Source organism: Moorena sp. SIO3B2, from assembly GCF_010692525.1.
Taxonomy (GTDB): Bacteria; Cyanobacteriota; Cyanobacteriia; order Cyanobacteriales; family Coleofasciculaceae; genus Moorena; species Moorena producens.
This window is the reverse complement of record NZ_JAAHHE010000305.1, coordinates 1-7,272: the sequence shown is the minus strand read 5'-3', so window position 1 is coordinate 7,272 and position 7,272 is coordinate 1. Positions and strand designations below refer to the sequence as shown.

General features: G+C 42.1%; 6 protein-coding genes. 4 read left to right on the top strand and 2 right to left on the bottom strand.

The features are described from left to right. The first annotated feature begins 462 nt into the window (after positions 1-462). The 3 genes from F6K38_RS31980 (at position 463) to F6K38_RS31970 (ending at position 2,894) form a co-directional block, all read left to right on the top strand. The gene (locus F6K38_RS31980) at positions 463-1,329 is read left to right on the top strand and encodes a DNA alkylation repair protein (RefSeq protein WP_287359084.1); all 867 of its coding nucleotides are present in this window, start codon (positions 463-465) and stop codon (positions 1,327-1,329) included. A gap of 58 nt (positions 1,330-1,387) precedes the next feature. After that, positions 1,388-1,531: a hypothetical protein gene (locus F6K38_RS31975; protein ID WP_008187296.1), complete on the top strand. Its 144-nt coding sequence runs from the start codon at positions 1,388-1,390 to the stop codon at positions 1,529-1,531. 379 nt (positions 1,532-1,910) lie between these two features. Then, entirely contained in the window at positions 1,911-2,894 is a 984-nt protein-coding gene (locus F6K38_RS31970; protein ID WP_008187293.1) for a sulfite exporter TauE/SafE family protein, read from the top strand. 43 nt (positions 2,895-2,937) lie between these two features. On the opposite strand, the gene F6K38_RS31965 is transcribed toward F6K38_RS31970, so the two are convergent. After that, the gene (locus F6K38_RS31965) at positions 2,938-3,513 is read right to left on the bottom strand and encodes a Uma2 family endonuclease (protein ID WP_287251717.1); all 576 of its coding nucleotides are present in this window, start codon (positions 3,511-3,513) and stop codon (positions 2,938-2,940) included. A gap of 437 nt (positions 3,514-3,950) precedes the next feature. Between F6K38_RS31965 and F6K38_RS31960 the strand changes: the two genes are divergently transcribed. Next, positions 3,951-6,146: a lytic transglycosylase domain-containing protein gene (locus F6K38_RS31960; RefSeq protein WP_287251719.1), complete on the top strand. Its 2,196-nt coding sequence runs from the start codon at positions 3,951-3,953 to the stop codon at positions 6,144-6,146. A 305-nt stretch (positions 6,147-6,451) separates the two neighbouring features. On the opposite strand, the gene F6K38_RS31955 is transcribed toward F6K38_RS31960, so the two are convergent. Continuing rightward, complete coding sequence (locus tag F6K38_RS31955) at positions 6,452-7,087, bottom strand: hypothetical protein (protein WP_008187290.1); 636 nt, start codon at positions 7,085-7,087, stop codon at positions 6,452-6,454. Positions 7,088-7,272: the final 185 nt, after the last annotated feature.

Genomic DNA, 7,272 nt, shown 5'->3' with positions numbered 1-7,272 from the left:
TATTTCATGTGGTAGTTGGTGTGATCGCTGGGTTAATTGTGTATCGCATTATTCATCGGGTATCAAAATGATAAGGTTGTAGGGTGGGCAAAGACCGTTTATTTATTTTGATAATTCTAGATAATAGCACTTTGCCCACCCTACTTTCTATTCTAAGCATTCAGCGGTCAGCCGTCAGCTTGTCGGGTGGGCAAAAACCGTTTGGTTCTTTTGATAATTCTAGATAATAGCACTTTGCCCACCCTACTTTATAGCGTTTATCGCAGTTATGAGGTACGCTCCTCAACCTCAAAGTCCCCCTTATTAAGGGGGATTTAGGGGGATCAATTTGTACCTTATTGGATATAGGAAGGTTGTAGGGTGGGCAAAGACAGTTTATTTTTTTTTGATAATTCTAGATAATAGCACTTTGCCCACCCTACTTTATTGTGATGCAAGATATTAAAAAAGCAACTGTTTATTATGCACACAGTTGAACTTGAAAGGCTAAAAGCGAGAAAAGGAGCAAGGAAGCGTTCTGAAATTCCTAATGAAGTTTTATCGGCACTCAATCAAGGAAAAATTGAGACCGTCAATCTCGTCGAATGGTTAGCCATTGATATGCCTTTTCTGCTTCGGAATAGTCTTACAGAAATAGGTTGGGAAGAACAAATTGATCACTTGTATGATCAGAGCTTGAAACTTCAAGACCAAGGCATTACCAAGCGACTAAAAGGCATTGGCACAATACTCTTTCAGGCTCTAGAAGAAGAAGAAAACCGAACAGAAATTTTTGAAAGGTTGGCTAGTCATACTTCTGACATGGTTAGAGCTTGGGCTGCTTTTAGTATAGCCGCTGACGAGACTTTATCCTTACCCGAGAGGTTAGAAATAATGCGTAGGTTCGCCACTGATGGTAGTTTCTCTGTCAGAGAATGCGCTTGGGATGCCCTTCGCTCTTATCTTGTGGATGATTTAGCTTATAGCTTCGAGTTACTAACAGAGTGGGTGAAAGATGAAGACCCCAATATTCGACGCTGTGCGGTAGAAGCTACTCGTCCTCGTGGCGTTTGGTGTAAACATATTCCGACTTTGAAGAAAAACCCCGATCCAGGTTTGACCATATTAGAATTTGTTCGTTCAGACCCCAGTAATTATGTGCAGCGTTCGGTTGGTAACTGGTTGAATGATGCCAGCAAATCTACTCCAGATTGGGTAATCAATACCTGTTTGCGGTGGCGAAAAGAATCTCCAACCAAGGAAACAAGTTGGATTATTAAACACGCTCTTAGGACTCTCAAAAAGCATAATACTTTATCCCAGAAGCTTCAATTAATAGCAATTAATTAGTCAAATGTGAACCTAATTAGCCAGTTGTAAACCCCTTATTATTAAGTAGGAATAGGTCATGGATTTATTGCTAAAATACATTTATACTTCAGAAGTATTAGACATATTTAACTCTCGTTTGAATCAGATTATTCAAGAGTCATTACAAGAAGAGCTACCAGAACTTGAAACTGACTTAATTGCAAATATTGCTGAACAATAGTCTACACTAATTATCAAGACATTAACTGAATCAATAAATAAAAAATATTTTGTCCCAAAGAGTGGGATGGTAATTGTGATATCATTGATTAAAGGATATTTAAAATCGACGTTTAAAATCAATTTTTTTATGTCTGTAAATAAGGCTTTGTTGGCAACGTTTTTCCTAACTATTAGGTGCCCTTTACCCATTAATAATTAAATTCGCCATGGCTCGCAGCTGAGGTACACAGGATTTTTTCCCTGCTCCCTCTTCCCCTCCTGGGAGGCCTTAGGGGTGGGTTTCTTATCTGTCTTCCCTGTTCCCTAAAACCAAATAATTTGTACCTCACCCAATTTAAAACTGCTAGATCGATAATAAAATAATCACAATTTTATTTATGAAAAATCTAAATTTTAAATCCCATCAAATAGCTCCAATGGCAGCAATTTTTACTGTCTGGCTAACCTATATGGTACATACCAATCAATGGGATTTATTTATCCAAAATTGGTTCATGTCCGTGACCATGATGTTTGCCTCTTTTATCGCTGGTGCTACAGCGGAGGGAGGTGGGGCTGTTGCTTTCCCCATTATGACCCTAATTTTTCAGATTGAACCAGAAGTAGCGCGTAATTTCAGTTTGGCGATTCAAAGTATTGGCATGACCTCAGCCACCTATCTGATTTTGACGAGAAAAATACCCATTCAAAAAAACTATTTATTATTATGTAGTTGGGGAGGAGTTGGCGGAGTTATTTTAGGAAGTTACTATATTGCTCCTCTGATTTCCCCTCCCTATGCCAAAATGTTCTTTGTTTCTCTATGGTTAAGTTTTGGCATAGCTCTTTTTTATTTAAATATGAACAGATCTCGCTCAGTTGTCGAGAAACTTCCACCTCTTTCATCAGGAGAAAGAAAACTTTTTATTTTTTTGGGCTTCCTAGGGGGAATAGTAGTTTCAATTGTGGGAAGTGGAATTGACATTTTAACTTTTTCAGTGGTGACAATTCGATATCGCCTGTCAGAAAAAGTTGCTACTCCTACAAGCGTCTGCCTCATGGCGGGAAATAGTATTGTAGGATTTGTTTGGCATCTTTTCTTTCTTCATGATTTTGGAATTCAAGAATTTCACTACTGGTTAGTTGGCATCCCTGTGGTTATTTTAGGTGCTCCCCTAGGAGCATATTTCATTAGCAATCGCTCTCGAAATTTTATTACTAATGTTCTCTATTTTATTTTGCTAGCTCAATTTATTGGAGCCTTATTAGTTATCCAACCAACTGGTGGTTTGGCTTGGTTTACTCTGAGTATTTTGATTGGTGGATTAATAGTATTCCTTAGTTTAGCTGTATTGGCTAAAAAAAATAGTATTATAGAATGACAAAATAAACTATAATTAAATAGCATAGGGTAGTTTAGGATGGTTACAAAAACACAATCTGGAGCTGCAACTCAAAACCAGGAAGCAAATGCGATCGCAGTATATCTCCAGGAAACAGAGTCTCGACTAGGGTAAGCTTGGCATTTTTTCGTCGATAAACCTCAACTTTAGTAGTGCGCCAATCCACAATCCAGTATTCACGAACCCCGCGCACTGAATAGAGTTTCAGTTTGACTTCTCGGTCACGACGCTCGTTTTGACTTCCTGGTGATAAAGATTCTATGATCAGGTCTGGCGCTTCGGTTAAATGACCTGCTTGATCAAGCATCTCTGGCAAGCGATTCTTGTCGGAAACCCAGACAGCATCCGGTTCCACAGCATTTTCTTGGTCAAAAACAATACCTGGAACTAGAACAGCTTCACCATAACCCTTATCACTTAAAGACCAGGAATCAACGGCACTATATAGTCTTCCCACCACCTTGTTGTGATTCCAATGGGGGGATCTGGTCACAAGCAGGTCTCCATCAATAACTTCATATCTATGGCCGTCGTCTGTTAACAGATCTAGGTCTGCAGTGGTGAATCGAATCTGATTAATTGTGGTGGTGTCAGCCATGACTTCTTTTCAAGTTCAGTTTGACCCGGTAGGTAGAACAGGTATCTTGGTAAAACTGGCATCAGGCGTAGAACTGGCATCTTGCCAGTTTCCTGAAATAACAAAAATATAGGCAATCTTACCATAAATCGTCACAATTTAAAGGTAACCTAGTTCTAAGATATGGAATAGAGCGTGCTAAGGGTAAGAAAAATGTGCCTCATCAGGGTGATAAAAATATAGTTATCATAATAGTTATTATAATTATCTAGTTATTGCTGGCTTCGTGCTCTGTTAATTATGACCAAATCTGACCAACTTTGACTAAGTTCGGTTCCAGGTTCGTAGCCAAGAACTTTTTATAATGGTTCATAACTCAAGAGGGAAACCAGATTACCCTGGTTATGGGTCATATGCTGAGAGACTTTCAACTGCTGAACTTTGTTGGGTGAGGATTTATGTTAAAAGAGCGTAGACAGCAATTTCGGTTATTGGCTGGAGCCATAGTGTTATTGGTATCAGTGTGCCTGGGAGCAGTATTCTTAGGTGTCACCGTAGCAAATCAACTAGAGGAAAAGGAGGAAAACAAGACTGCTAGCCAAGGGTTAACGGAGTCAACAGGCAAATCCGCTGTAGCACGGCTGGTTTCTCTGCCACCCCAACAACGAGCAACTAACCTAGATGCCTTTGCCTCAGGTCCGAAGTCTCGGGAACAGTATCGCGCCCGTTATCTGTTGGCATCGGATTTAATTCAACAAAATCAGCCAGAACAAGCCCTAAAGCATCTCGAAGGGCTTGAGTCAGATTATCCGGTTTTAGCATCCCACGTTGCCCTCAAACGTGCTCAAGCTTACCAAGCCATGGGGGATAGGGAATCGGCTACAGGAGTTTGGCAAACTATCCTGAAAAAGTACCCCAACCAAGCAGTTGCAGCAGAAGCCCTTTATCATCTAGGCAAATCTAATCCCAAGTACTGGGACGATGCGATCGCAAAATATCCCAGCCATCCCCGTACTCTAGAAATTGTCCGACAGCGCCTCAAAAACAATCCCAACCAACTCCCATTACTATTAATCTTAGCCAAGCACACTCCTAAAGCCTTAGGAATGCAGGAGATCCGAGACCGGATCGTTGACAAGTACCCTGAGCAACTCACCCCCGAAGACTGGGAAATGATTGGCACTGGTTACTGGGAAACCTGGAAATATGGCAAAGCTGGTAAAGCCTACGCCCAAGCCCCCCGCACTCCCCGCAATCTCTACCGAGCAGGTCGAGGACTTCATTTAGATACCAAAGCCAGCAAAGGCAAAATCTTTTATGAACAGTTAATCAGCGCCTATCCCAATGCCAAAGAAACCGGATTAGCCTTAAGGCGTCTTGCCAGTATCTCTAAGCGAACAGAAGCCTTAGCTTATCTGGATCAAGTCATCCAGAATTATCCCGATGAAGCTCCTCAAGCCTTGCTCGACAAAGCCAAAATCCTAGAAAAGCTCAACAGCAAAGTGTCTGCTGGCCAAGCTCGTAAGTCGGTACTAACCCAATATGCTAGTTCTGATGCTGCGGCTAATTATCGTTGGCAAATGGCTCAAAAAAAAGCAGCAAAAGGCCAGCTACAAGAAGCATGGCAATGGGCGCAACCGATTACCACCAACAATCCTGATAGTGACATCGCTGCCCAAGCTGGCTTCTGGGTAGGTCGATGGGCAAGTCAGCTCGGGCGTCCTAATGATGCCAAAGCTGCCTTTGAACATGTACTAGCTCGTTATCCAGAATCCTACTATGCATGGCGGTCGGCCAACTATTTAGGCTGGAATGTAGGGGACTTCACCTCCGTGCGCTACTTAATGCCCAAAGTTGTCAGACCCCAAGCTAGACCCTTACTAAAAGACGGTTCTGGAACCCTAAAAGAACTGTACCAACTTGGTCAAGATCAGGATGCTTGGGCTCTGTGGCAAGTGGAATTAGGAAACCGCAAGGAACTCAGTGTCTCGGAGCAATTTACTGATGGTGTATTGCGCCTAGGGATTGGGGATAATCTCAAAGGCATTAACCAAGTCTGGAGCCTAAAACGACGAGAGACTCCCCAAGAAAAAGCCGAATGGGCAGCACTGCGTGACGAACCAAAATACTGGCATGCTCTATTTCCCTTCCCTTTCCAAAATTCAATTCTTAACTGGTCTGGTCAACGGCAGCTTAATCCCTTACTAGTAACTGCCTTAATTCGCCAAGAGTCTAGATTTGAACCAGAAATCCGTTCCGTTGCTGGTGCCATGGGTTTAATGCAAGTGATGCCAGGAACAGGTAGTTGGGTTGCCCAAAAAATCCAGTTGAAACAATACAATCTTAAAAATCCTGATGACAACATTAAATTGGGGACATGGTATCTCAGCTTTACCCACCAACAGAACAGTAACAACTCTTTATTAGCCGTTGCCAGTTACAATGCTGGTCCCGGTAATGTCTCCAAATGGGTGAATAGATACGGTTTTAGTGACCCCGACGCCTTTATTGAAAAAATCCCCTTTCGAGAAACCAAAGGTTACGTGAAAACAGTGTTTGGTAATTATTGGAATTATTTGCGACTCTATAATCCTGATATTTCCCGGATGGTAGAAGCTCACGCTGCTAATAAATCCGTAGCATCATCTAATTAATTCTAGGGAGTCGGGAGCGGTGCGACCCGTGGCGAATTTAATTCGACGACTGTAAGCGCACCGAGGGAGTCGGGAGTCGGGAGTGATTGTAAGCTATCAGCTAATGCGCTACGCGCACGCGATCGCGTTCAGCTATCAGCTTAAGCGCTACGCGCACGCGATCGCGTTCAGCCATTAGCCCTAGGCCAAGCTACACCGAACAGCTTTTGAATAAAATAAACTGACGGCTGACTACTGACGGCTGACCGCTGACAGCTAAATGTTTACATCCACAAAACCTGAAACTATGAATACTACTGAAACAATTAAACCCGTTTTGAACAGTTCTTTAATAATGAACTAGTCCCCAAAGCAGCTAATCCTAATAAACCTAAAATTGATGTGGTTTCAGGAACAGGGGCGGGCTGAAGATCAAGACCTTGGCTAGCTGGTTGAAATAGACTGGTTACGTCTATACCATTAGCATCAATTGCCGAGGTAACGGTAACTACTAAGTCAGGCAATCCATCATTCTTAAACCCAGGCAGTACTTGGTCAGTTGTCCCAACTATCTCTAGGATAGAGTCTGGAGAAACTCCAATTGAATCACTACGTTGAAAAAGTGCTGTAGATATCCCCAAGGGTGGGTTTTCTACTGGGCTGAATGTAAACTCTGAAAAGGCAGCTTGATCTGCATCTGTCCTAAATCCTTCTAGAGTAACAAGCTCAGTAGAATCTTGTTGTACAAGAATGTCTAATGATTGTAAATTAGCGGTGAGACCGCTAGTATCTAACACGAAAGAGAAATCAATGGTGTCATCAACATTGACTTGAAGGTCATTGATGGCATCCTTGTCTAATTGTGACCCAGTCGGACTGAATGATACGGAGGCTCCATAAGCTGGAGTAACTGCGATCGCTCCCAGGAGTACTAAAGAAGCACTAATGTCAGTTAATTTCATCAGGATTGACCTAAAAAACTACTATCAATAGTTAATCAAACATTCCTGGATTTGATTTGGGTGTGGCTCTTTTGGAAAGACGTTTGGTCAGGTTTAGAGAGGTATCGGAAGAGTAGGAGGAGCAGTAATAGAGCAACGAGCTTGAATTAGTCGTTTCATCAAAGGAAGGCCATCTTTGTACAAAG

Excerpts from the sequence above, each read along its gene's own strand:
- F6K38_RS31980 (WP_287359084.1), top strand. The coding sequence starts at position 463 with ATGCACACAGTTGAACTTGAAAGGCTAAAAGCGAGAAAAGGAGCAAGG.
- F6K38_RS31975 (WP_008187296.1), top strand. The coding sequence starts at position 1,388 with ATGGATTTATTGCTAAAATACATTTATACTTCAGAAGTATTAGACATA.
- F6K38_RS31970 (WP_008187293.1), top strand. The coding sequence starts at position 1,911 with ATGAAAAATCTAAATTTTAAATCCCATCAAATAGCTCCAATGGCAGCA.
- F6K38_RS31965 (WP_287251717.1), bottom strand. The coding sequence starts at position 3,513 with ATGGCTGACACCACCACAATTAATCAGATTCGATTCACCACTGCAGAC.
- F6K38_RS31960 (WP_287251719.1), top strand. The coding sequence starts at position 3,951 with ATGTTAAAAGAGCGTAGACAGCAATTTCGGTTATTGGCTGGAGCCATA.
- F6K38_RS31955 (WP_008187290.1), bottom strand. The coding sequence starts at position 7,087 with ATGAAATTAACTGACATTAGTGCTTCTTTAGTACTCCTGGGAGCGATC.